General features: G+C 36.4%; 27 protein-coding genes. All 27 read right to left on the bottom strand.

The features are described from left to right. Position 1: 1 nt before the first annotated feature. The gene (locus ACFSW4_RS05315) at positions 2-448 is read right to left on the bottom strand and encodes a flagellar FliJ family protein (RefSeq protein WP_054751503.1); all 447 of its coding nucleotides are present in this window, start codon (positions 446-448) and stop codon (positions 2-4) included. Then, on the bottom strand, positions 441-1,766 hold the full coding sequence (gene fliI, locus ACFSW4_RS05310; protein WP_377327921.1) for a flagellar protein export ATPase FliI: 1,326 nt from the start codon (positions 1,764-1,766) through the stop codon (positions 441-443). The genes ACFSW4_RS05315 and fliI overlap by 8 nt, the downstream gene beginning before the upstream one ends. Before the next feature lies 1 nt (position 1,767). After that, complete coding sequence (fliH, locus tag ACFSW4_RS05305) at positions 1,768-2,508, bottom strand: flagellar assembly protein FliH (protein WP_054751507.1); 741 nt, start codon at positions 2,506-2,508, stop codon at positions 1,768-1,770. Next, on the bottom strand, positions 2,501-3,514 hold the full coding sequence (gene fliG, locus ACFSW4_RS05300; protein WP_054751509.1) for a flagellar motor switch protein FliG: 1,014 nt from the start codon (positions 3,512-3,514) through the stop codon (positions 2,501-2,503). Before fliG ends, fliH begins: the two co-directional genes overlap by 8 nt. A gap of 11 nt (positions 3,515-3,525) precedes the next feature. Further along, positions 3,526-5,121 carry a flagellar basal-body MS-ring/collar protein FliF gene (gene fliF / locus ACFSW4_RS05295; RefSeq protein WP_377327919.1) on the bottom strand — a complete coding sequence of 532 codons (1,596 nt, stop codon included), beginning with the start codon at positions 5,119-5,121 and terminating at the stop codon, positions 3,526-3,528. A gap of 31 nt (positions 5,122-5,152) precedes the next feature. Beyond that, on the bottom strand, positions 5,153-5,461 hold the full coding sequence (fliE, locus tag ACFSW4_RS05290) for a flagellar hook-basal body complex protein FliE (protein ID WP_377327917.1): 309 nt from the start codon (positions 5,459-5,461) through the stop codon (positions 5,153-5,155). Between the two features lie 13 nt (positions 5,462-5,474). Further along, positions 5,475-5,930 (bottom strand): flagellar basal body rod protein FlgC, encoded by a 456-nt coding sequence (gene flgC, locus ACFSW4_RS05285; RefSeq protein WP_054751512.1) that lies wholly within the window; start codon positions 5,928-5,930, stop codon positions 5,475-5,477. 2 nt (positions 5,931-5,932) lie between these two features. After that, complete coding sequence (gene flgB / locus ACFSW4_RS05280) at positions 5,933-6,322, bottom strand: flagellar basal body rod protein FlgB (RefSeq protein WP_054751514.1); 390 nt, start codon at positions 6,320-6,322, stop codon at positions 5,933-5,935. Between the two features lie 219 nt (positions 6,323-6,541). Further along, positions 6,542-7,321 (bottom strand): GTP-sensing pleiotropic transcriptional regulator CodY, encoded by a 780-nt coding sequence (gene codY, locus ACFSW4_RS05275; RefSeq protein WP_377327915.1) that lies wholly within the window; start codon positions 7,319-7,321, stop codon positions 6,542-6,544. Between the two features lie 24 nt (positions 7,322-7,345). After that, positions 7,346-8,737, bottom strand: coding sequence for an ATP-dependent protease ATPase subunit HslU (gene hslU / locus ACFSW4_RS05270; protein ID WP_377327913.1), 1,392 nt, complete (start codon positions 8,735-8,737; stop codon positions 7,346-7,348). Between the two features lie 3 nt (positions 8,738-8,740). Further along, complete coding sequence (gene hslV / locus ACFSW4_RS05265; RefSeq protein WP_377327911.1) at positions 8,741-9,298, bottom strand: ATP-dependent protease subunit HslV; 558 nt, start codon at positions 9,296-9,298, stop codon at positions 8,741-8,743. A gap of 18 nt (positions 9,299-9,316) precedes the next feature. Then, the gene (xerC, locus tag ACFSW4_RS05260) at positions 9,317-10,213 is read right to left on the bottom strand and encodes a tyrosine recombinase XerC (RefSeq protein ID WP_377327909.1); all 897 of its coding nucleotides are present in this window, start codon (positions 10,211-10,213) and stop codon (positions 9,317-9,319) included. 283 nt (positions 10,214-10,496) lie between these two features. Then, positions 10,497-12,569 (bottom strand): type I DNA topoisomerase, encoded by a 2,073-nt coding sequence (gene topA / locus ACFSW4_RS05255; RefSeq protein WP_377327907.1) that lies wholly within the window; start codon positions 12,567-12,569, stop codon positions 10,497-10,499. Positions 12,570-12,697: 128 nt separating this feature from the next. After that, positions 12,698-13,522: a DNA-processing protein DprA gene (gene dprA, locus ACFSW4_RS05250; RefSeq protein WP_054751518.1), complete on the bottom strand. Its 825-nt coding sequence runs from the start codon at positions 13,520-13,522 to the stop codon at positions 12,698-12,700. A 157-nt stretch (positions 13,523-13,679) separates the two neighbouring features. Continuing rightward, positions 13,680-14,582: a succinate--CoA ligase subunit alpha gene (sucD, locus tag ACFSW4_RS05245; RefSeq protein ID WP_377327905.1), complete on the bottom strand. Its 903-nt coding sequence runs from the start codon at positions 14,580-14,582 to the stop codon at positions 13,680-13,682. A 16-nt stretch (positions 14,583-14,598) separates the two neighbouring features. Then, a complete protein-coding gene (gene sucC / locus ACFSW4_RS05240; RefSeq protein WP_054751521.1) occupies positions 14,599-15,759 on the bottom strand; it encodes an ADP-forming succinate--CoA ligase subunit beta in 1,161 nt (386 codons plus the stop codon). A 123-nt stretch (positions 15,760-15,882) separates the two neighbouring features. Next, positions 15,883-16,146 (bottom strand): EscU/YscU/HrcU family type III secretion system export apparatus switch protein, encoded by a 264-nt coding sequence (locus ACFSW4_RS05235; protein ID WP_054751523.1) that lies wholly within the window; start codon positions 16,144-16,146, stop codon positions 15,883-15,885. Next, a complete protein-coding gene (locus ACFSW4_RS05230) occupies positions 16,143-17,705 on the bottom strand; it encodes a hypothetical protein (protein WP_377327903.1) in 1,563 nt (520 codons plus the stop codon). Before ACFSW4_RS05230 ends, ACFSW4_RS05235 begins: the two co-directional genes overlap by 4 nt. Positions 17,706-17,718: 13 nt before the next feature. Next, a complete protein-coding gene (locus tag ACFSW4_RS05225) occupies positions 17,719-18,489 on the bottom strand; it encodes a ribonuclease HII (protein WP_377327901.1) in 771 nt (256 codons plus the stop codon). A 46-nt stretch (positions 18,490-18,535) separates the two neighbouring features. After that, positions 18,536-19,387: a ribosome biogenesis GTPase YlqF gene (ylqF, locus tag ACFSW4_RS05220; RefSeq protein ID WP_377327899.1), complete on the bottom strand. Its 852-nt coding sequence runs from the start codon at positions 19,385-19,387 to the stop codon at positions 18,536-18,538. Between the two features lie 313 nt (positions 19,388-19,700). Further along, on the bottom strand, positions 19,701-20,045 hold the full coding sequence (rplS, locus tag ACFSW4_RS05215) for a 50S ribosomal protein L19 (RefSeq protein WP_054751527.1): 345 nt from the start codon (positions 20,043-20,045) through the stop codon (positions 19,701-19,703). Between the two features lie 98 nt (positions 20,046-20,143). Then, positions 20,144-20,893, bottom strand: coding sequence for a tRNA (guanosine(37)-N1)-methyltransferase TrmD (gene trmD, locus ACFSW4_RS05210; protein ID WP_054751529.1), 750 nt, complete (start codon positions 20,891-20,893; stop codon positions 20,144-20,146). Continuing rightward, on the bottom strand, positions 20,890-21,405 hold the full coding sequence (gene rimM / locus ACFSW4_RS05205; protein ID WP_054751531.1) for a ribosome maturation factor RimM: 516 nt from the start codon (positions 21,403-21,405) through the stop codon (positions 20,890-20,892). The genes trmD and rimM overlap by 4 nt, the downstream gene beginning before the upstream one ends. Positions 21,406-21,416: 11 nt before the next feature. After that, positions 21,417-21,803 carry a YlqD family protein gene (locus ACFSW4_RS05200; protein WP_054751533.1) on the bottom strand — a complete coding sequence of 129 codons (387 nt, stop codon included), beginning with the start codon at positions 21,801-21,803 and terminating at the stop codon, positions 21,417-21,419. Between the two features lie 156 nt (positions 21,804-21,959). Further along, complete coding sequence (locus ACFSW4_RS05195) at positions 21,960-22,187, bottom strand: KH domain-containing protein (protein WP_377327896.1); 228 nt, start codon at positions 22,185-22,187, stop codon at positions 21,960-21,962. Between the two features lie 17 nt (positions 22,188-22,204). Beyond that, positions 22,205-22,474, bottom strand: coding sequence for a 30S ribosomal protein S16 (rpsP, locus tag ACFSW4_RS05190; protein ID WP_054751537.1), 270 nt, complete (start codon positions 22,472-22,474; stop codon positions 22,205-22,207). Between the two features lie 79 nt (positions 22,475-22,553). After that, positions 22,554-23,897, bottom strand: coding sequence for a signal recognition particle protein (ffh, locus tag ACFSW4_RS05185; RefSeq protein WP_054751539.1), 1,344 nt, complete (start codon positions 23,895-23,897; stop codon positions 22,554-22,556). Between the last annotated feature and the right edge of the window lie 2 nt (positions 23,898-23,899).

Raw genomic sequence — 23,899 nt, 5'->3', positions numbered from 1 at the left:
ATCACCCATTTAACCTAACGTACTGCTGAACGGAGATTTCATCAAGCTGTTGATTTTCTTCACTCTTAAGACGCTGTTTAATATCCATGACTCGTCTTTCTTTTACTTTCTCTAGCTTTTTAAATTCAAAGTGAGCTTTTGTACGCTTTTCTTCCTTATCATTTAGATTCACCCTAGCTTGATGAACTTTAGCTTGTAGTTCATTTTCTTGTTGTTTTAATCGTTCTAATTGTTCATGAGTGTTAACAAGTTCAAAAGCTTTCACACGTGTTTTCATACTGCTATTAAGCTTAGTTTCTATTTGCTCCTTAGCTTTTAGAATGCTGAACAAACGTTGACCAACATCTTCAAAATAATCCATAGCTAACTGGTATTGAACTTGTGATTCGTTAAAATGCCTTTCTTTTAACTCCATAATCTTTTCGATCGATTTTAATTGATTATTCACCTTTAACACCCACTAAATCTAGTAATTGTTGAATGGAATCATTAAAAGTTGATGATTGGTTCATAGATTGATAAAGATACTCCATAATCATAGGCTGATAATAAACAGCTTCATCAATATGGCTAGATGCCCCCTTTTGATAGGCTCCAATCTGAATTAATTCTTTATTCTCTTCATAAATGGCCAACCAATTTCTAAGCTTTTGACTGGCTTCAAGATGTTCAGGAGCTACAATCTTCTGCATTAAACGGCTAACAGATTTTAGAACGTTAATTGCTGGGAATTGTCCTTTTTCAGCTAAGGTTCGATCTAAAACAAAATGTCCGTCTAATAATCCACGAACTGCATCAGCAATTGGCTCATCCATATCATCACCATCAACTAATACGGTATAAAACGCTGTTATACTTCCTATTTGATCAGTACCTGTTCGTTCAACTAATTGAGGTAACATAGCAAAAACACTTGGCGTATAACCTTTGGTTGTCGGTGGCTCGCCGCTAGCAAGTCCAACTTCCCGCTGAGCCATGGCAACTCTCGTTAGTGAATCCATCATCAAATTAACGTGATATCCTTGTTCTCGGAAATACTCACTAACTGCAGTTGCAGTATAAGCACCTTTAATGCGTTGTAATGCCGGCTGATCAGAAGTTGCTACAACCACAATTGATTTCTTCAAGCCTTCTTCACCTAGTTCATGTTCAATAAACTCCCTTACCTCACGACCACGCTCACCTAGAAGAGCAAAAACATTAATGTCTGCATCACTATTACGAGCTAACATACCAAGTAGAGTACTTTTCCCGACACCGCTTCCTGCAAAAATCCCAACACGTTGCCCCCTGCCAACCGTCAAGCAACTATCAATTGCTTTAATTCCTGTTGTTAATGTTTCCGAAATAGGTGGACGCTTCATTGGATTAGGTGGTTCTCGGTCGGTTGAATACTCATCCAGCGGATAATCGATAGATTGATCTTCATCTATGATTGGTTCACCTAATCCATTTAGTACCTGACCGATAAGTTTTTCACTCATATTTACCGTTAATGGTTTATAAGTTGATTCGACTAAGCTACCCGGACCTATTTGGTTCGTTTTTTCATAAGGCATAAGAAGTACATGCTCATCTTGAAATCCTACGACCTCAGCTTTTAATGTCTTTTTGCTCTTCTTCTGATGAATGAAACAAACGTCTCCGATGTTAACTTCTGGCCCTTTAGATTCGATTAATAAACCTACATTCCGGTACACTTTACCATAGCGTTTTTTAAAATCTTGATTTTCAATGGATTGAATAACTTCGTTAGTGTTAAGCAAGTTATTCAACCCCTTTATAAAGATTTGAAATTTTCTCAGTCATTTGTTGTAACTGTGTATCAACACTTGCATCAATAATTCCAATTGGCGTCTCTACTATACAAGATTGTTCTTGTAAAGAGGAATCAGGGAAAATTGTAAGTAAGACTTCTCTTGGAAACATTTGCTTTAATTGTTCTTTATGTTCTAGAACTAAACCATAATCATTTGGACTAACCTTAATCGTTACTTCTGAATGTTCAATTGTTTCTTTTATAGTTGACCTAACTATTTCAAAAAACTGACTTGTGTCTTCTTCAAGGTGTTTATGGATGATTTTCTCCGTACAAGATAAAGCAATGCGTAAAATGTCACGATCTGAACTCTTTATCAAAGAATGATATTCATCCTTTGTGAGTTCAACCATTTTTTGAGCATTTTGGATATGCTCTTCATACTCCGTTTTTGCTTCTTCTAGGCCTTTTTGATAACCTTCATTAAAACCGTTTCGCTTTGACTCCTCAAATAGTTGATTGCTTTGTTCAGTGATCTTCTTATGTATAGAATCAGCTTCATTCTTAGCTTCATCAATTATTTTCTGAGCTTCTTTTTTGGCTGATCCAATCTGTTCTTGAGCTTGTCTGTTCATTTCATCCAAATCAGGTTCATTAACTTCTTGTTTGTTATAAGTTTGATTGACCGATTTCAACTGAATAACTTTCTTAACATGTGTTGGTTCATTCCATTTGAATACGTTAGACAATAATATCGTCACCTCCACCTCGAGCAATTACAATTTCGCCCATTTCTTCTAATCTTCTAATGGTGGATACAATTCTCGTCTGTGATTCCTCAACATCTTTTAACCTTACAGGACCCATGTATTCTATTTCGTCTTTAACGGTCTCTGCCATACGATTAGACATGTTTTGATAAAGAACATCCTGCACTTCTTCACTAGCCACTTTAAGTGCAAGTATAAGATCTTCGTTTTCAACATCACGTATAATTCTTTGAATAGCTCGATTATCAAGAGTAACAATATCTTCAAATACAAACATTCTCTTTTTGATTTCTTCAGCTAACTCTGGATCCTTCATCTCTAGATCATCTAGGATCGTTCTTTCTGTTGAACGATCAACACCATTTAATATTTGTACAATCGACTCTACACCACCAGTTTCCGTGTAATCTTGAGTGACTGTTGTAGATAACTTCTTCTCTAAAATAGTTTCTACTTCGCTTATGACTTCAGGTGAAGCAGAATCCATAACTGCAATTCTTCTAGCGATATCTGATTGCTGTTCCTCTGGTAATAAGGAGAGCACTTGTGATGCTTGATCTGAATCCAAATAAGATAGTACTAATGCAATGGTTTGTGGATGTTCATTTTGTATAAAATTATAGATTTGACTTGGATCAGATTGTCTCGCAAAATCAAACGGTCTTACTTGTAGCGATGACGTTAACCTGCCAATAATTTGATTAGCTTGGTCTTCACCTAAGGCTTTTTCCAATACTGTTTTGGCGTAATTAATCCCACCTTGGGAAATATAATCTTGAGCCAAAGCCATTTGGTGAAACTGTTCTAATACTGCTTCTTTTTGCGAACCATCTACTTTCTTAACCGAAGAAATTTCAAGAGTTAACTGTTCAATTTCTTCTTCAGATAAATGTTTATACACTTGTGCTGAAACATCTGGACCAAGAGAGATTAAAAGGACCGCTGCTTTTTGTTTACCTGTTAATTCTCTTCTTTTAGTAGCCATTTCCTTGCCTCCTAATCCTCAGATATCCAAGTTTGAATTAATTTAGCAAACTCTTCTGGCTTATCTTTGGCCAGCTTCTCTAACTGCTTACGTCGCATATCTGATTCAGTTTCCACTTCTGGAATAGAAATTTCTTTTTCAATTTCTTGATCCATCACATCTTCAGAGTGAACCCACTCATTCTTCGTTTTTCTTCTTTTTGCCATTAAAAAGATTAATAGAATAATAACGATCACTATTACAGCTAAAGCTACATAAACCCCAGTCGGAATTGTTGGCACTTGGTTGGGTTCTTGTTCTTCATTCGAAAATGGTTGAAATGCGATATGTACTTTATCTGCAGGATTAAACGTTTCGTTATTAGCTGTGACTTCTGATGAGATTGATGTTTCAATCATTGATGAAAGAATAGATTGTATATCTTCCTCGACTGAGAGCATTTCTGCTTCAGATAATGTGACAGTCTCACCGTTTTCTTCAACAGTATTATCTACTGCTACCTGAATCCCTATATCTCTTACGTCATAAGGGCTTTCGACGATTTCTCGACGAACACGATTAAATTCATTATTGATCGTTTCACGAACATTTTCATACTCAGATAATTGGTCTGGATCTTCTTCACCCAAGTATTCAGGAATATCGGTTTCACCTTCTGGTATCTGACCTCCATCTATACCTGCGTACGTTTCAGTCACTCGCTCAACGCTAACAGGTAAACCTTCCATAGATTCTACATCTACTGGCTCAACTAACTCTTCTACTCGGTTTTCAACTGTAAAATCAATATCTGTAGTTACCGACACAACTACCTGATCTTGACCAATCATAGTGCCTAGCATTCTCTGTACACGACGCTGAAGATCTCTTTCAATATCTTCTTTTATGTTTTGTTGTTCTGCATATGTACTTCCACCACCAACCGAATTACTTTGGTTAAGATCGTAATACTCCGAGTACTGGTTCATAATAACAATATTTTCAGGTGGCAAGTTTTCTACTGCTTTAGAAACTAAATGATATAGACTTTGAATTTCACCCTGTTCAAACTGGTGATTATAGCTTGTATTTAAAACTATTGAGGCAGATGACTTACCCTGCTCATCACCTATAAAAACGGAATCCTTTGGCCTATTAATTAAGACTTTGGCTCCTTCAATACCATCAATTGTTGTAATTAATTCAGATAATTCCGTTTGCAGAGCATCTAATTCAATAATTTGTCTTTCCTCGCTAGTCATCCCCCAAGAAACATTTTCACTAAAAAATGAATAGTCTATTTGTCCACTGTTGGGAATCCCTTGTGCAGCTAAGTTAACTAATAATTGATCTGCTTGTGATTCAGGGACTAAAATCGTAGTACCGCCATTTGAAAGGTCATACTTCACACCACGGCTATCGAGTTCTTCTGTTAATTGCCCGGCCTCTTGCAATGAAAGATCACTATATAAAGGCACCATATTGTTTGAGGTTAAAAGTGTTATCGACACAATAATTAGAAGTAGAGCTCCAATAATTCCGCCGATAATCCCGATCTTATGAGATTTGGACCTACCACTCCAAAATTCTACGATTTTACTTTTATATTTTTGTATTGTTTCATTCATCGTAGTCCTCCGATTCTTTCCTTACCTAAAACTAAATTTGCATTCGCATAATTTCTTTGTAAGCATCAATAGCTTTACTTTGAATCTGTGTTGCCGTTTGCATTGCAACACTTGCTTTTTGTGATGCAATCATCACTTCATGTAAATCGTTTATGTCTCCTGAAACTAACGCATTGGTTTTTTGGTCTGAGACTGTTTGAAGATTATTCACTTCATTAATGGCATCTTTCAATGCCGTAGCAAAGCGTGATTGCGTTTCACTAGGTGTTACTTGTTTACTAATATCATTTTGAACAGCTTTAAGATCTGTCTGTAAAAAGTTTTGATTGATTGGTTTCAAGAAGATTCAGCTCCTATCTTCCTATTTCTAAAGCTTTCATTAACATACCTTTAGATGCATTTAACGCTGTTACATTTGCTTCATAAGCTCTTGTTGTGCTCATTAAATCTATCATCTCTTTTAGCGGATCAACGTTTGGCATCGATACATATCCATTTTCATCTGCATCTGGATGACTTGGGTTAAAAACTTGTTTAAATGGCTCAGGGTCCTCAGTTACTCTACTAATTTTAACCCCGCCTGCCTCTCCTTCACGGACATCCATAGCATTTTTGAGCATCGAACTAAATCGTTCACCTTTAGCTTCCTGTATAGCCACTTTACGACGATAAGGTTCCCACTCTCCATCTTCGTTGATTCTTGCACGTGTTGTGTCAGCATTCGCTAAATTGGAGGAGACAACATCCATCTTAAAGCGGTTAGCTGTCAATGCACTTCCGCTAATGTTCATGCCATTAAATATGCTCATTGTTAATTACCTCCATTTAAAACACTTTTAATTGAATTAAATTTACCATTAATTCGTTCAACAAGTGCTTGATAATAGATCTGATTTTCCGCCAACTCTGTCATTTCCTTATCAATGTCCACACTATTACCATTGTGATTATAAGTCACTCCATTTTTCTCTCTAATTTGTATAACTTGATCTGAGTGACCAAATGGAATATGATTTTCATTCGTCCGTTTGGCTTGAAAACTATTTTGAGCATGTTCAAGTTGCTTTTTAAACGATACATCTTTAGCTTTATAATTTGGCGTATCGACATTAGAAAGGTTTTGAGCAATTACTTTATTTTTAGTTGATGAATAATTTAAACCTTGTTCCAAATTATGTATAGTATCACTAAACAACTTCATCCAAACACCTCACTCTCCCAAATTCTCGTCGAAATTCTACATGAATTTACAAATTGATTACATTTTTATGTATACATTATTACATAAATCGAGACTGAATGATACAGTTTAACAGGAATTTTTATGAAATTTGTCGATTGCTTAAACCCTTGCGGCACAAGACATAAAAAAGGACCAGGTCTTTTGACCCAGCCCTTTTAATGTCGTATTTGAGCAATTTTATTTAATACTGTGTTTTTCTAATTCAAATAGAAATTTATCATTTAATACTTTAATATACGTACCCTTCATACCTAAGGAACGAGATTCAATCACACCAGCACTTTCTAGTTTACGTAGTGCATTTACAATCACAGAACGTGTAATTCCAACGCGGTCTGCAATTTTACTTGCTACTAATAACCCTTCTTGACCATCAAGCTCTTCAAAGATATGCTCAATTGCTTCGAGTTCACTGTAAGATAACGAGTTAATAGCCATTTGGACCACGGCTTTACTGCGTGCTTCCTCTTCAATCTCTTCAGACTTTTGGTGGAGAATTTCCATTCCTACCACTGTTGCCGCATATTCAGCCAAGAGTAAATCGTCCTCTTCAAATGAGTCTTCTAAACGACTTAAAATTAAAGTACCTAAGCGTTCACCACCGCCGATAATTGGAACAAGTGTTGTTAAGCCATTTGCAAATAATTCTTTGTTCTCAACAGGGAATGCTGTATAGCTGCTGTTAATATCTAAGTTAGCTGTCGTTTCGTTTATGTTAAACAATTGCTGTGTGTATTCATCTGGAAAACGACGGTCTTCTAACATTTGTTTCATGCGCTCATTTTCAATTTCTTGATTGATCGCAAAACCTAATAACTTCCCTTTACGACTAAGTACAAATACATTTGCTGAGATCACATCACGCATTGTTGCTGACATGTCGTTAAAATTAACTGCATTTCCTTTCGTTTTTTGTAGCATAGCATTGATAACTCTAGTTTTCTCTAATAAATTCATAATTCTTTCCTCCTAATATAATTTTTATAAAATAAACTGAGACAAGTCTCTATTTTTTACAATTTTAGATAGTTTGTCATCCACGTACTGTGACGTGATTTCAATTGTTTCCATATTGATATCTGGTGCTTCAAACGATAAATCTTCTAGTAATTTTTCCATAATCGTATGCAGCCTTCTTGCGCCAATATTGTCTGTTTCTTGGTTCACTTCAAATGCAACTTCTGCAATCCGTTTAATAGCCTCTTCTTTAAATTGAAGCTTTATTCCTTCAGTTTCTAAAAGTGCCGTATACTGTTTAATAATGGCGTTAGAAGGTTCGGTTAAAATATTTATAAAGTCTTCAATCATTAGCTTGTTTAATTCAACTCTGATTGGAAACCTTCCCTGCAGTTCTGGAATCAAATCTGAAGGTTTAGCCATATGAAAAGCACCTGCTGAAATAAATAACATATGGTCTGTCTTAACCGCTCCATGCTTAGTCATAACCGTTGAACCTTCAACAATCGGTAAAATATCTCGCTGCACACCTTCACGTGATACATTGGCATGTCCTTCATCTTTGCCACAGACTTTATCAATTTCATCAATAAAGATGATTCCTGATTGTTCAGCTTGTTCTATGGCGACTTGATGAATATCATCCATGTCAATCATCTTTTCAGCTTCGATCTGTGTTAAAACTTCACGAGCTTCACTTACTGGTAAACGGCGTTTCTTTTTCTTCTTGGGCATGAACTGATTAAACGCGTCCTGCATATTCATTCCCATTTGTTCAATACCCGAGCCTTGAAGCATATCAAACATGGAAGATTGCTGTTCCTCCACTTCAATGGTAACCATTCGATCTTCCAGCTCCCCAAGCTCTAGTTGACGTTCTATTTGCTGTCTTTGCTGTTTCACATCTGTTTCTTCTTGATCTGTTTGCTGTGTTGGCTCTTCATTGGTATTGTTAAATAACATTTCAAAAGGATTTTTCATTTGTTGGTTTTTTTTCTTAGATGGTACTAATAATTCGATTAAACGTTTATTCGCCATTTTGCGGGCTTCATCTTGAATTTCTAGCATCTTTTCTTCTTTAACCATTCGCACGCTAGTATCGACTAAATCACGTACCATGGACTCAACATCTCGCCCTACATACCCAACTTCAGTAAACTTGGTTGCTTCTACTTTTATAAAAGGGGCACCGACGAGTTTAGCTAAACGTCTTGCTAATTCGGTTTTACCGACACCTGTTGGCCCGATCATGAGAATATTCTTTGGAACAATCTCCTCACGAATATCTGGTGTCATTTGCATTCGACGATATCTATTTCTTAACGCAACAGCTAAAGCCTTTTTTGCATCTTGCTGACCAATGATATACTGGTCAAGCTTTTCAACTAACTGGCGTGGTGTTGCTTTTGTGCTCATCCTTTACTCTCCTTTACCATCTAGTGTTTCAACTATTATCTGATCGTTTGTAAAGACGCAAATCTCACTCGCTATTTCTAGTGCTGCTTTAGCAATTCCCTCAGCAGATTGATCTTGGCTATATCGCTTCAATGCTCGCCCAGCACTTAATGCATAGTGACCACCTGAACCGATCGCTAGAATTTGATCATCTGGTTCGATGACCTCACCTGTACCAGATACTAATAGTAATGTATCTTGGTTCATAACAATGAGCATGGCTTCTAGCTTTCTTAACACTTTATCACTACGCCACTCTTTAGCTAGCTCTACTGCAGCTCGTGTCAAATTACCACTATATTGTTCCAGGTAAGATTCAAATTTTTCAAATAAGGTAAAGGCATCAGCAACTGAGCCTGCGAAACCAGCCAAAACCTTTCCATTAAAAAGTTTTCTAACTTTACGTGCTTTATGCTTCATAACAACTTGATTTCCAAATGTCACTTGCCCATCGCCACTCATAGCGGCTTTTCCATTATGTAAACACGCAAAAATTGTTGTAGCATGAAATTGTTGTTCCAATATACCTCTCTCCTATTTTTAAGATCTCGGATGAGCATTCTTGTAGACATTCTGCAAATAATCCTTTGTTACATGAGTATAAACTTGTGTTGAAGATAAACTTTCATGACCTAACATTTCTTGAACAGTTCTTAAGTCAGCACCTTCATTAAGCAAGTGTGTTGCAAACGTATGTCTCAATTTATGAGGATGAATGGTTGATGTTAATGAAGCTCGTTCAATCATTTTATTCAAAATATATCGAACGCCTCTTCCAGATAATGGTTGACCACGATTATTTAAGAATACCGAATTATAATCTTCGTTGCTGTTACTTAATAGTTGTTCTCGCCCTTCTCTTAAATAAGTCTTCAACGCATGTTCAGCAAATGAACCAAAAGGGACATATCTTTCTTTATTCCCTTTTCCATGTATTAATATCGTGCTAATATGAAAATCTATGTCATTTTTATGAATTTTCACTATTTCACCAACGCGCACTCCTGTTGCATAAAACAATTCTAGCAAGGCCTGGTTGCGCTGGCCTAATGGTGTTCTTAAGTCTTCAACTTCAAACAATTTCACAAGTTCTTCTTCATAAAAAAATTCTGGCAAATGTTTTTGTGCCTTTGGCATTGTCACTTGTTTAAAGGGATTATGCGAGACAACACCTTCTTGCTCTAAATAATGATAATACGATCTTAAACTAGATAATTTACGCGATACGGAACGTCTTGACAATTGCCTATTGTATAAATCTGTTAAATAAATCCTAATAATAGTGTGTGTTACATCTTCCAGATGTTGGATGGCTTCTTTGGATAAAAAAGTATAAAACTGATTGATATCATCAGTATAACTTTTAATCGTTAATGGAGAAGCGTTTTTCTCGACTTTTAAAAAATCTTCAAAGGCATTAATTAAACTGTCATCCAATTTAACGTCATTCCCCTTTCCAAAACGATTAAATTTTATCAAACTTTTCAAAGTATTTCAACAATTTTCTACTAATATTTTAATTATACTATTTTTACTGCCTACCAATGGGTAATTCTATATGAATGAGAATTGTGAGTCAATTTAAATATCTTAACTACAAACATCTTTCACAATTCGGATACATAATATTCAATTTATTGAAAATTTCTTGGAATGAAAAGACAAAAGCGCAAGTTACTCAATAATTGAGTACTTTGCGCTTTAATACATTTAATCTAATTTATTGTTGTTCAGTTTCTTTATAATCGCATTCCGTACAAACGATTTGAGTGCCTTTTTTCTTTTTCTTCTCAACTAGTAATGATTGACACTTTGGACATGGTCTTTCAATTGGTTTATCCCATGACACGAAGTCACACTCTGGAAATCTGTCACAACCATAGAATGTTCTTCGCTTTTTACTTTTACGCTCGACAACGTTTCCTTCTTTACATTTAGGACATTTCACACCGATTTCTTTTAAAATTGGTTTGGTGTTTCGGCAATCAGGGAAATTAGAACAAGCTAGGAACTTTCCGTAACGTCCCATTTTATAGACCATTTCGTGTCCACACTTCTCACACGATACTCCCGCTGGTTCATCCCTAACTTCCACTTTTTCAATTTCTTCCTCTGCTTTTTCAAGTCTTTTCTCAAAGTCTTCGTAGAAAACCGAGATAATTTCTCGCCATTCTTTAGAACCTTCCTCAATACGGTCTAAATCTTTTTCCATCTTAACTGTGAACTCTACATCAATGATTTCAGGGAAATATTCTTTTATTAATTCAATAACAATTTCCCCTAATTCAGTTGGGATAAAACGTTTATTATCTAATGCAACATACCCTCTTCGCTGAATGGTATCTAGTGTCGGTGCATAAGTTGAAGGCCTGCCAATTCCTTTTTCTTCAAGTGTTTTAACTAACCTTGCTTCTGTATATCTTGGTGGCGGCTGAGTAAAATGCTGTTCTGGATTAATTTCATCTGCTTCAACAACATCGCCTTCTTTTAATGGCGGTAGATTCTTCTGATCATCTTTCTTCTGATCATCTGTTCCCTCAACGTAAAGCTTCATAAAACCTTTAAACTTAACTTGAGAACCAGATGCACGGAATTCGATATCATTATTCCACAAGTGGGCTGTTACTGTGTCTAAAATCGCTGGAGCCATCTGACTCGCCATAAAACGTTCCCAAATTAATTTGTATAGCCTATATTGGTCACGTGATAACTTATCTTTAATTTGAGATGGTGCGCGTTTAGGTGAGGTTGGTCTAATTGCTTCGTGAGCATCCTGAGCACCCTCTGAGTTCTTAGCTTTTCGATTAGCGCCTAAAAACTCTTTTCCATACTGATCACTAATCCAAGTTCTTGCATCACCTTTAGCTGTGTCTGAAATACGAGTTGAATCTGTTCTCATGTAAGTGATTAAACCCGTTGTTCCTTCACGGCCACCTAAGTTAATCCCTTCATATAGTTGCTGCGCAACCATCATCGTCTTCTTGGCTCTAAAATTTAATTTACGGTAAGCTTCTTGTTGTAATGAAGAAGTTGTAAAAGGTAATGCCGGATTACGTTTACGCTCCCGTTTATTAACTTTTTTAACTTCAAATTTTTGGCCATCCAATTTGTTTAAAATTTGGTCAACATCATCTTTAGATTTAAGGTCTTGTTTTTCGCCTTTTTCTCCATAGAATTTGGCCTCGAAATTTTTCTTACCTTTTTGAAAACGACCCGTAATGGACCAGTATTCTTCTGGTTCAAAGTTTTTGATTTCATTTTCGCGGTCTATAATCATTTTAACTGCAACGGATTGAACCCGACCAGCGCTTAGCCCTTTTTTAACTTTCTTCCATAATAATGGGCTAATGTTATAACCAACCAAACGGTCTAACACTCGTCTAGCCTGCTGTGCATTCACTAAGTCCATATCAATACTTCTTGGATGTTTAAAAGATGCTTTGACGGCATCTTTGGTGATCTCATTAAACACGACTCTGCACTGACCTTCATCCACATTTAGCGCATGTGCCAAATGCCATGCAATGGCTTCACCTTCACGGTCAGGGTCGGCTGCGAGATATACTTTTTTTGCCTTTTTAGCTGCTTTCTTTAAATCATTTAAAACAGGACCTTTACCACGTATCGTTATGTAACGTGGTTCAAAATTATTATTAACATCTACTCCTGTTTGACTTTTAGGTAAATCTATAACATGTCCCATTGAAGCTTTCACACTATATTTTTTCCCTAAATATCTCTCAATTGTTTTGGCTTTTGCTGGAGATTCTACAATTACTAAATAATCTGTCATGTACCGAATCCTCCTACGAGGTATTTTGCAATAATTAATGATTCATTCATATGATAAATAAATCTGTTTCATTATTAAATAAATCTATATCATTTGTCAAACATCAATTTTCGACAAATATACTTTTTTTAAGCATTTTCGTCAAGTAAAATCGAAGCGTTTTCATGAACCCAGTGTACAATTTCTTCAGGTTTTACAAGAGGAGTCGCCCCTTCCTGAATTAATTTCAAACAACCTTGTGCTTGATTTAAAAAGATGGAATCAGGTACGACAAAAACTTCTTTACCTTGCTCTAAAGCTTGATCAGCAGTAATCATGGTTCCACTTCTCTCAGCCGCTTCAATGATCAATGTTGCTGAAGATAATCCGCTTATAATTCGATTCCTTTCAGGGAAATGCCATTTCTGTGGTCTAGTTTCTGGTGGGTATTCTGAGATGACTAAACCTTCCTTCGAAATTTGTTGAAAAAATTTCTTATGTTGAACGGGATAAATATGATTAAAACCAAACCCTAAAATGGCAATTGTTGAACCATGATACTCTAACGCATATCGATGTGCCATGATATCAATACCATAAGCAAGACCACTGACAATAGTTGTGTTTAATTGAATAAGCGGATCTAGAAGTACATTTATCTTTTGTTGTGCACTAGGAGAAGGCTGCCGTGTTCCAATGACTGAAATTTTAAGTGAGTTTAATAATTGTTTATTTCCTTGCCAGTAAAGAACTAAAGGGGGATCTGGGATTTTCCTTAATGAATTAGGGTATTCCGAACTTAGTATAGTAATAGGAGATAATCGTTTATACGTTTCAAATTCTCTTATTACAAGATCTGGATAATTTAAGTATTTAAAAAGTAATGAAGCTTGTTTAGGGGAAAGTTTAAAGAGATGCACGAGGTCTTGTGAAGAATAATCAAATAATTGCTCAAAATTGCGATCTCGTGTCATGTAGGTAAGAATTTTCCTTCTACTCAAACCTTTAAAACGGGTTAATAAAAATAACTTAAATGACGAAGAGTATTTCAATCATTATTCACCTCATTTATAATATTGTATTTAAAAATCCCCCGAATCTATAAAATAAATTCGGGGAATTGTCAATTAATTAATGAGTTTTTGTTTTATCGATTAGGTCGTTTTCTTTTAGTACTTCAATCATTGTTTGACCCATAACTGCTGGTGTTTCTGCAACCTTAATGCCGCACTCTCTCATGATGCGCTGCTTTTCTTCAGCAGTACCTTTACCACCAGAAATAATCGCACCAGCGTGGCCCATACGTTTTCCTGGAGGAGCTGTAGCACCACCGATGAAGCCAACTACTGGTTTTGTCATGTTCGCTTTAATCCACTCAGCAGCTTCTTCCTCAGCTGTACCACCGATCTCACCAATCATCATAACTGCGTGAGTTTCAGGGTCTTCGTTAAATGCTTTTAATACATCGATGAAGTTTGTACCGTTTACAGGGTCCCCACCTATACCAACTGCTGTTGATTGACCAAAGCCTTCTTCAGATAACTGATGAACAGCTTCATAAGTAAGGGTACCAGAACGAGAAACAACTCCAATGTGACCTTTTTTATGAATGTAACCAGGCATAATTCCAATTTTACATTCATCTGGAGTAATAACACCTGGGCAGTTAGGTCCAACTAAGCGAGTTTTCTTACCTTCCATATAACGCTTAACTTTAACCATATCTAAAACTGGAATATGTTCAGTAATACAGATGACTAAATCCATTTCCGCATCTACTGCTTCCATAATCGCATCTGCTGCAAATGGAGCAGGTACATAAATAACTGATGCATTAGCGCCAGTAGCATCTACTGCATCTTGAACTGTGTTATAAACAGGTACACCTTCTACTTCTGTACCGCCTTTTTTAGGAGTAACACCAGCAACGATATTTGTTCCATAATCAAGCATTTGTTTCGTATGGAATTTAGCTGTTCCGCCAGTGATACCTTGAACTAATACTTTAGTATCTTTATTAATATAAACGCTCATTTTCGCCCGTCCTTTCTTATTTTACTAATGATACAATCTTCTCAGCTGCATCTTGCATAGATTCTGCAGATGTAATATTTAGTCCAGATTCATCTAAAATTTTCTTACCTAATTCAACGTTCGTACCTTCTAAACGTACCACTAATGGAATCTCTAGGCCGATTTGTTTTGTAGCTTCCACAACACCTTCAGCAATAACATCACACTTCATAATACCACCAAAGATGTTGACTAGAATTCCTTCAACATTATCATCAGATAAGATAATCTTAAATGCTTCTGTAACTTTCTCAGCTGTCGCACCACCACCAACATCTAAGAAGTTAGCTGGCTCACCGCCAGAATGCTTAATGATGTCCATAGTAGCCATTGCAAGACCTGCACCGTTAACCATACAACCAATGTTACCGTCTAATGCAACATAGCTAAGGTCATATTTAGATGCTTCGATTTCCTTCTCATCTTCTTCATCTAAATCACGATACTCTTGTACATCTTTTTGACGGAATAAAGCGTTATCGTCGAAGTTTAATTTAGCATCAAGTGCTAATACTTCCCCATCACCAGTTGTTACTAGTGGGTTAATTTCTGCAATTGAGCAGTCTTTTTCAACGAATACTTGGTAAAGGCTCATCATGAATTTAACTGCTTTACCTAATAATTCATCAGGAATATTCATATTAAATGCTAATCTTCTAGCTTGGAAAGGTGTTAAACCCGTGACAGGATCAACAACTTCTTTGAAGATCTTTTCTGGAGTTTCAGCTGCTACTTCTTCAATTTCGGTTCCACCTTCTTCAGAACCCATCATAACGACACGTGAAGTCGCACGATCTAGTACGACACCAATGTAGTATTCTTTTTGAATGTCGCAACCTTCTTCAATAAGTAAACGTTTAACTTCTTTACCTTCTGGACCTGTTTGGTGTGTAACTAAAGTTTTTCCTAAAATCTCATCCGCATAGTTGCGAACGTCATCTAAGTTTTTAGCAATTTTGACACCGCCAGCTTTACCACGGCCACCTGCGTGGATTTGCGCCTTTACAACAGTAACGTCTGAACCTAATTCTTCTGCTGCTTTAACTGCTTCATCAACAGAGAAAGCAACTTTACTGTTAGGAACAGCTACATTGTACTTGCGGAAAATTTCTTTCGCTTGGTACTCATGAATGTTCATGATCCATCCTCCCATCAATCTGTAACTACAAAAATATAGAATTTGGTTATGTTAAAACCACACCGCTTTTATTATACATAAAATTCGGCATATACAAAAGAAACTAGACATATAAAGTCGAATTTAATCATATTTTTTATCCGTTTGATAGATAAACGCGAAAACTTCAGCTACAATCTCGTATAAATCCTCCGGGATAGTTTCATTTATATTTAACTCATCTAATAGATTAATTAATGTTTCATCCTCATAAACTGGTACCTCATGTTCAGAAGCTCTTTCAAGGATTTCTTCTGCTACAAGACCATGGCCTTTAGCTACAACTTTTGGGGCTACGTCTTCGTGATCATCATACTTTAAAGCCAATGCTTTTTGTCTTTTATTCATACCCTGTAATCAACTCCTGATTCAATCGGTAGATCTATTGATTTATGTGACTTTATCTCTTGCTCAAAAAGATCTTTAAATGAAACATTAACAGTTTTAAATCCCTGATTCTCTAACCTCTTAACAACTTCAGGTACTAAAGGTTGAGTGATGTTATTTAACAGTTTAGGTTGTTCATGAAAAATCATTAAATCTAAATGATCTTGTTGAACTCTTAAATCCATAACCGTTTGATTTAGTTTTGGTAAATCTAAGTAAAAGATAACCCGGCAATGGCTAGGTGATAGCTTTCCGTTTTCTTGTTTTTGCCCTTCGAAATCCATAAATAAATCTTGATTTAAACCTAAAGTTTCTTTAGGCAACTGAGCTGTAAATGACATAAACTCCCTTGTTAAGTCTTGATTGGATAAGTGCATCGCATTCATAACTTGATTGAATTGTTGTGTCGAGTCGGTAAAAGTAGATTGACCGACCTGAGACTGAACAGTTTTCAGTAATGATTGAATACTAGGGTAGTCTTGATGAGGCATTCGTTCACTTTGCGTCAATTGGAAAAAGGCTTTTATTTGTTGTCCTATTTGTTCATGTTTGTCCCCTAAAACCATAGCAGATAGAGCTCTCCAGAATACCAATGCTTTATTTTCTTGAATTGACAGCTCGCTTTGGCTTATATTTGTCAATTGTTTACTTAATTGAGCAATATCAATATTACTTAAATTAAATGGCATAGGTGTTTGATTAGTTGGATTTTGAAAGTTTAGCGTTGCTCGACCTTGTTGACTCCAGTTTTTCCACTGGCTTGACCATTGATCAAATGTTAGTTGATTCGATATAACGCCAGCCTGTTTAAATAATTGAAATAATGTTTGGGAACCATTTCTTATTTCTTTTAAAGCTTGATAGGCGATTGATTCTTGAAATTGCTGAGAACTAATGGGTTTAGATTGCAAGATAGACAACCTTTGACTTAATTGAAACGTCTCTTCAGTAATTGGTAGATTAGTCAACTGATTTTGTATGGTATTAAAGGTTTGTGATATTGAAATTGGCTGATTAATTCTCTGGTGAACCCCCTGAAACACCTCTTGATTTAATGGTAAATTTTGTTTAATCATAGATGACAGTACATTATTCTGATTCGGTACTTGATTTTGCTTCATAAGATGTATTAAATCTGATATTTGATTTGGTTTGATTGGCAGTTGCTGTTTTAAAAGTTGAGCCAACTGCAATTGTACACTTCTGGGTGCCTTTTGGTGGTTGGCCTGTACGAGTTGTTTTGCTGCATCTTTATATGAATGCACCTCTTGTTGGTTAACCACTTTTAATTGAATGGCCGGCTTGGTCCCTTTAACTTGCATGAGATAATGCTTATTTGCTTCTAAAGAGGCGTCCATTTGTGCGATTACCTGATGACCAGATAAAGAAACAGCAGCCTTGTTACCAGGAAAAAACTTAGTAATTTTCCCAGTAATGAGCTGCCCTTCTCTCAATGTCAGTATGTTTGATATACGTTGATTTTGTTTGATGGAAGAAATCGTTTGACTAACTGATTTCATGATCAACACCTACTTATGTATATTGACGAACAGGTTGGAATGAACGCCGGTGATAAGGCGTGACACCATACTCTTCAAGTGCATTCAAGTGAGCCGTAGTTCCATACCCTGCATTGCGATCAAATTGATACATAGGATAATCTTCGCCCAATTTTTTCATAATTTGATCTCGCTCAACTTTGGCAATAATGCTTGCTGCTGCGATCGAAATGCTCTTAGAATCTCCCTTTACGATCGATTCTTGTGGAACTTTTATAACTTCGAGTCTCATGGCATCTAAAAGCAAGTAATCGGGCTCCATATGAAGTCCTTCTACTGCACGCTGCATAGCTATTTTTGTCGCTTGATATATATTATAATAGTCGATCTCTTTAGCATTAGCCTGGCCCACACTCACTGCTAAAGCCTGTTCTTTAATGATATGATAATATTCTTCACGCTTTTGTTCGGAAAGAGCTTTTGAATCATTAATTCCTGGTAAATAGAAGTCATTAGGTAGAATGACCGCGGCTGTTAAAACAGGACCAGCTAAAGGGCCTCTGCCAACTTCATCAACTCCAGCGATTAATTGATAACCTTCTTGATATAGACGATTTTCGTTTTCCGACATCTTGATAAAGTGTTCGTTTAGATTAGCTTCTTTCTCTTTTTCTTTGTAGAAGCGATCCAACAGTTTTTTAACACCTTTTCGTTCATCTTGTTTTACTTTTTCAAGCCATTCTTGTGAGAATGAGTGACTCGATAATTTTTCTTTAATCACCGCAATGGTTTCGTTCTCTTTCACTATAAAGTTCCCCCACTATTCTAAATATCGGTTACAGATGAAAAAATTAAAGCGAATCTATATGGTCAAATGTGACATTTCCAAGTTTCCCATTTCTCAAATCTTGAAGAATGACATCAGAAGTTTTATCGTAATCCACTACACCACCAGAAGCAAGACAGCCTCTTTTCTTACCAATAGTATCAAACCAAACAACAATATCTTCTTCCTCTATATCTAATTGGTAACGATCTTCTAAAAACGCTGGATAATGTTCTTTCATGAATTTTAAAACATAAACCGCAATATCATCTAAATGTAAGATTTGATCTTTGATTGACCCAATGGCAGCTAGTTTATAACCTACTTCTTGATCTTCAAATTTTGGCCAAAGGATTCCTGGAGTATCTAAAAGCTCGAATTCACCTTGAATTTTTATCCATTGTTGTTTTTTTGTCACACCAGGTTTGTCACCTGTTTGAGCTCTCTTTTTATTAGCTAAGCGATTGATTAATGTGGATTTTCCGACATTTGGTATCCCTAGAATCATTGCGCGAATGGATCGAGGATTAATACCTTTTTCTTTGCGTTTATCATTGATAGATTGACCCATTTGTTTAGATGCTTTAATTAACGATTGAATATCATTTTTTTGGCTAACATCAACAGCTAAGGCTTCATGACCTTGAGTTTTAAAATGATCGATCCATTCGTTTGTTCGTTTGGGATCAGCTAAGTCCTTTTTCATCAGAACGATTAGTTTTTGTTTATCACCTAAAACTTCGTGTAGCATGGGGTTTTGGGAAGATTGTGGTGCACGTGCATCGACTAGTTCAATGACGTAGTCAACTAATTTTAGTTTTTCTTGAACTTCACGTTTGGCTTTTGCCATGTGACCGGGAAACCATTGGATTGTCATCCATGTCACCTCTCTTGTTATAGTTTAAATAGTTTATAGCTCACGGTGAACGCTTGCCGCGGGCACGGCTTCAACTTCCTAAAACTTACTCCGTTCGTTTTAGGGGATTTTCAACTCGTGCTGTTCCCGCAGGCGTCGTCACCGTTCGCTTTACTCTTAACTTCAAACTAGAATTGTTTTAATAATTAATACAAAATGTTTGTTTTTCATCCTCACGAAACGCCCTTAAAAAGCGAGAGCATAACCTGTAAAATTAAACCTCAGTAAAGAAAAAGGGACCTGACCAATGGCCAAGCCCCCCTTTTGATATTCATTAGCGAATTTCTTTAATTCTTGCAGCTTTACCACGTAGGTTACGTAAGTAATAAAGTTTCGCACGACGTACTTTACCACGACGAGAAACTTCAATCTTGTCAAGACGTGGAGAATGTACTGGGAACGTACGTTCAACTCCTACACCGTATGATACCTTACGTACAGTGAATGTTTCACTAATGCCGCCACCGCGACGCTTAATAACAACACCTTGGAATACCTGAATACGTTCACGGTTACCCTCAACAACTTTAACGTGAACTTTTACTGTATCACCAGCACGGAATTCAGGAAGATCTGTACGTAACTGATCTTGAGCTACTTTGTTTAGAAGTTCTTGCATTCTCTTTCACTCCTTCTCACTAATGCTCATGCTTAATCCGCAGCGGAACATCGTTTTAAGCTTAAACAACACTTAAGCACTAGATTAATATATCATAATCATGAGTCTCTTGCAACATCTTCTGACTTGATTTTATCAAGCATTTTAAGTTCCTGATCACTTAATTTAGCCCGTTCAAGTAAATCGGGTCTCCTATGATAAGTTCTTTTAAGAGACTCATAAGTTCGCCACTCTTCTATCTTTCCATGATGACCTGAAGTTAATACATCAGGAACCTTCAATCCTCTAAAATCATTCGGTCTAGTATAATGTGGATGCTCTAATAATTGAGTCGAGAAAGAATCCTTTACAGCTGATTCATCGTTTCCGAGAACTTCTGGTTGAAGTCGAATGACACTATCGGTTATTACCATAGCTCCGAGTTCACCGCCGGTTAAAACGTAGTCACCGATAGAGATTTCGTCTGTTACTAAATGTTCTCGAATTCGTTCATCATATCCTTCATAATGTCCACAGATCATGATTAAATGATCCTCTTTAGCTAGTTCCTCTGCTTTTTGCTGAGTATAAGATTCGCCTTGTGGACATAAAAGTACTATTCGAGGTTTCTTTTCTTCTCCGTTAATTATATCTTCAACCGCATCAAAAATGGGCTGTGGCTTTAACACCATTCCAGCACCACCACCGTATGGGTAGTCATCTACTTTATTATGTTTATCATCTGTATATTCCCTAAAATCAATTAAACGATAACTGAAAGCTCCCATATCTTGAGCTCTCTTTAGAATGGAAGCTTCAAAAACACCTCTAAACATGTCTGGAAATAGGGTTAAAATATCAATCTTCATTCTAATAACCCTTCCATCTCCTCGATCATTACACTTCCGTTTTGAACATCTACACTTTTCACAACTGACTCTATATACGGGATCAGTGCATCCTTTTTGCCTTGCCTTTGGACTACCCAAACATCATTTGCACCTGGCTGTAAAATTTCTTTAACCTTACCAATCAGTTCACCATCGACATTATATACTTCACAGCCAATGATTTCATGAAAATAAAACTCATTTTCTTCTAATTCATGCATGCTTGACTCAGGAATTTTTAAGTTTCCACCTTTTAATCGCTCAACATCGTTAATATTTTCCATAGACTCGAACGATAGAAGGTCAAATTGTTTATGTTTTCTATGTGTTTTAATGGTTAACTCTTCAGGTTGGTCATCATTCTCTTTAAAGAAATATAATTGATTGCCTGGAGTGAAACGTTCATCAAAATCCGTAATGGCTATGACTCTGACTTCACCTTTAACTCCGTGTGTATTCACAATCTTACCTACATTAAAATAACGTTCCATATATGTTCACCCTAATTAATATCTATAATTTGCCCATCTTTAATGGTAATCGTTCTATTTCCAGCAACGGCCTCCCATTGGTCTCCAACCTCAACCTCAATCAACTCATCAACTTCTCCCTCGATTAACTCACTTCCATTTGGTATATGATCGAGTTGTCCAATCTGTTGTTCTAACCATTCAATTGATTGTTTTCGTTTGTTTTCTTCGACTGAAAATCGTTCCTCAACTTTTGAGGAATTGAATCGTTTTTGATAGGTTAATTTTTTCTTCTCAAATTGAAGTTGTTCTAACTCTTTTTTAGCCTGTCCTATTTTTTGATTAAATTTCTCTTTTATTAATTCTCGACTTTGATCAGTGATGACTTGTTTAACAGTTGTTTTTCTTAAAATCTTCACAATAAATCACCTTCTAATCTATAAATACACTGCTGGAGGACAGAGCTGTTCAACATCATTATGCAGTTGAAATACATTTTGTCTTTAAATCAGTCAACGTGTATTTCAACTGCAAAATAATTGATTGTAAAAATGGGAAAGGTTAGACCTCTCCCATTACATAATATCAACAAATATTTTTTTATTAATATCTGAGCTTGCGGCATGAACGACTGTACGAATTGCTTTGGCAATTCGACCGTTCTTACCGATTACTTTGCCCACATCATTCTCATTAACCGTTAAATGATAACGAATCTTTTCATCCGTTTCTTCAACGGTTACCTGAACTTCCTCAGGATAATCAACAAGTGGTTGGACAATCGTTTCAATTAAGGCTTTCATGATATCACTAACCTTTACTATTTAGCTTTTGATTCGTGAAACTTCGTCATGATGCCTTCTTTAGAGAATAGGTTACGAACTGTATCACTAGGCTTAGCACCTTTAGATAACCAATCTAACGCTTTATCTTCATCAATTGAAACTGCTAGAGTTTCACTTAAAGGATTATATGTGCCAATCTGTTCAATAATGCGACCGTCACGTGGAGAACGTGAATCAGCAACTACTAAACGATAGTATGGTTTTCTTTTAGAACCCATTCTTTTCATACGGATTTTTACTGCCATTATTTACACCTCCATCAAATTTCCTTCTCACAAGAATAAATTGTATCAGATGTCCAAAAGTGTGTAAAGTATTTTTCCATTACATAAAAGGAAAATTCATTCCACCTTTTTTCTTACCCTTCTTACCGCCCATCATTTGCTTCATCATTTTCTTCATTTCATCAAATTGTTTTAATAGACGGTTCACTTGAGAAACCGACGTACCAGACCCTTTTGCTATACGTTTTTTACGGCTAGCATTAATGACGTTAGGATCGACTCTTTCTTCTTTCGTCATAGACTGGATGATTGCTTCGACGTGGTCGATTTGTTTTTCATCCAGTTGCATGTTTTTCATGCCTTTCATTTTATTAGCTCCAGGCATCATATTGATGAGTTCATCTAATGGTCCCATGTTACGCACTTGCGCCATTTGTTCAAGGAAATCTTCAAACGTGAAGGACATATCCTTCATTTTCTTTTCCATCTCTTTGGCTTTCTTTTCATCAACTTCTGTTTCGGCTTTTTCAATTAAACTTAGAACGTCCCCCATTCCAAGAATTCTTGATGCCATTCGGTCAGGGTGGAAGGCTTCTAATTGATCTAATTTTTCACCCATACCAGCAAACTTAATTGGTTTACCTGTCACAGCTCTAATAGAAAGTGCTGCACCACCACGAGTATCACCATCAAGCTTTGTTAAAACAACTCCAGAAATGTCTAGTTGTTCATCAAAACTTTCAGCAACATTAACAGCATCTTGACCTGTCATCGAATCAACTACTAGGAAAATTTCATCTGGCTTGACGGCATCTTTAATATTATGGAGTTCATCCATTAGTCCTTCATCCACATGCAAACGACCAGCCGTATCGATTAATACATAATCTTTATGTTGTTCTTTAGCTTCTTCAATAGCTTCTTTTGCAATATCAACAGGATCTGCCTCTGTACCTTTTGAGAATACTGGCATATCAAGCTGCTTACCTAACGTTTCTAACTGGTTGATGGCTGCTGGTCTATAAATATCAGCAGCTACTAACATTGGATTACGGTTATATTTTTTTCTTAAATGATTGGCTAGCTTACCGGTTGTTGTCGTCTTACCTGCACCTTGAAGACCAACCATCATAATAACAGTTGGCGGCTTGTTAGCTACGGCAATTTTACTTTGTTCTCCGCCCATCAAGTCAGTTAATTCTTCTTTAACAACTTTAATAACTTGTTGTCCAGGGTTTAATCCTTCTAATACGTCTTGACCTATTGCACGTTCTTTAATTCGTTTAATTAGATCTTTAACGACCTTAAAGTTAACATCGGCTTCTAGTAAAGCTAGTCGAACTTCACGTGTCATTTCTTTGACATCTTGTTCGGTTACTTTACCTTTACCGGTAATTTTCTTAATCGTACCTTGTAATCGGTCGGCTAATCCTTCAAATGCCATTT

The organism is Piscibacillus salipiscarius (assembly GCF_042685285.1).
Classification (GTDB): Bacteria; Bacillota; Bacilli; order Bacillales; family Alkalibacillaceae; genus Piscibacillus; species Piscibacillus salipiscarius.
Note: the sequence above shows the minus strand (reverse complement) of the source record. Positions and strands in the feature narration are given on the sequence as shown.

What these genes read in the sequence shown, in the direction of transcription:
- ffh (WP_054751539.1), bottom strand. Translation starts at nt 23,897, where the DNA reads ATGGCATTTGAAGGATTAGCCGACCGATTACAAGGTACGATTAAGAAA.
- flgB (WP_054751514.1), bottom strand. Translation starts at nt 6,322, where the DNA reads ATGAAGTTGTTTAGTGATACTATACATAATTTGGAACAAGGTTTAAAT.
- flgC (WP_054751512.1), bottom strand. Translation starts at nt 5,930, where the DNA reads ATGAGCATATTTAATGGCATGAACATTAGCGGAAGTGCATTGACAGCT.
- trmD (WP_054751529.1), bottom strand. Translation starts at nt 20,893, where the DNA reads ATGAAGATTGATATTTTAACCCTATTTCCAGACATGTTTAGAGGTGTT.
- ACFSW4_RS05230 (WP_377327903.1), bottom strand. Translation starts at nt 17,705, where the DNA reads ATGAAATCAGTTAGTCAAACGATTTCTTCCATCAAACAAAATCAACGT.
- dprA (WP_054751518.1), bottom strand. Translation starts at nt 13,522, where the DNA reads ATGACACGAGATCGCAATTTTGAGCAATTATTTGATTATTCTTCACAA.
- sucD (WP_377327905.1), bottom strand. Translation starts at nt 14,582, where the DNA reads ATGAGCGTTTATATTAATAAAGATACTAAAGTATTAGTTCAAGGTATC.
- fliG (WP_054751509.1), bottom strand. Translation starts at nt 3,514, where the DNA reads ATGGCTACTAAAAGAAGAGAATTAACAGGTAAACAAAAAGCAGCGGTC.
- ACFSW4_RS05235 (WP_054751523.1), bottom strand. Translation starts at nt 16,146, where the DNA reads ATGAATAAAAGACAAAAAGCATTGGCTTTAAAGTATGATGATCACGAA.
- ylqF (WP_377327899.1), bottom strand. Translation starts at nt 19,387, where the DNA reads ATGACAATCCAATGGTTTCCCGGTCACATGGCAAAAGCCAAACGTGAA.
- rimM (WP_054751531.1), bottom strand. Translation starts at nt 21,405, where the DNA reads ATGGAACGTTATTTTAATGTAGGTAAGATTGTGAATACACACGGAGTT.
- rpsP (WP_054751537.1), bottom strand. Translation starts at nt 22,474, where the DNA reads ATGGCAGTAAAAATCCGTATGAAAAGAATGGGTTCTAAAAGAAAACCA.
- sucC (WP_054751521.1), bottom strand. Translation starts at nt 15,759, where the DNA reads ATGAACATTCATGAGTACCAAGCGAAAGAAATTTTCCGCAAGTACAAT.
- hslU (WP_377327913.1), bottom strand. Translation starts at nt 8,737, where the DNA reads ATGAGCACAAAAGCAACACCACGCCAGTTAGTTGAAAAGCTTGACCAG.
- codY (WP_377327915.1), bottom strand. Translation starts at nt 7,321, where the DNA reads ATGAATTTATTAGAGAAAACTAGAGTTATCAATGCTATGCTACAAAAA.
- rplS (WP_054751527.1), bottom strand. Translation starts at nt 20,045, where the DNA reads ATGCAAGAACTTCTAAACAAAGTAGCTCAAGATCAGTTACGTACAGAT.
- topA (WP_377327907.1), bottom strand. Translation starts at nt 12,569, where the DNA reads ATGACAGATTATTTAGTAATTGTAGAATCTCCAGCAAAAGCCAAAACA.
- fliF (WP_377327919.1), bottom strand. Translation starts at nt 5,121, where the DNA reads ATGAATGAAACAATACAAAAATATAAAAGTAAAATCGTAGAATTTTGG.
- ACFSW4_RS05195 (WP_377327896.1), bottom strand. Translation starts at nt 22,187, where the DNA reads ATGAAAGCCTTAATTGAAACGATTGTCCAACCACTTGTTGATTATCCT.